General features: G+C 69.7%; 1 pseudogene. It reads right to left on the bottom strand.

Annotated features, from left to right (window positions below):
• Positions 1-264 (bottom strand): annotated as a pseudogene (locus ACG02S_RS26330) (IS481 family transposase); the annotation flags it as partial.

Raw genomic sequence — 264 nt, 5'->3', positions numbered from 1 at the left:
CGCCAGCGGCCTCACGGGCTGCGGCTTGCAACTCGCGCAGGCTGCCCACGCCGTGGCGTCGCAGGCACCGGTCCAGCCCGGAGCGCGAGACCGCCGGGTTGATGAACTCACGCACCACCACCAAGAGATCGTCCAGTGGAATCAGCGTCAGGCGGCGCACCTCGGCCACGATGGCTTCTTGCCCCTCAGTCAGCGTGGTGCTGAGCTTGTGCGGGCGGTGCGAGCGGTCCTGCACGTCCTCCCGGTTCCTCCACTTCCTGGCCG

Origin of the sequence: Pelomonas dachongensis (assembly GCF_043555865.1) — a bacterium.
GTDB classification, from domain to species: Bacteria; Pseudomonadota; Gammaproteobacteria; order Burkholderiales; family Burkholderiaceae_C; genus Pelomonas; species Pelomonas dachongensis.
This window is presented reverse-complemented; position numbering and strand designations above follow the sequence as displayed.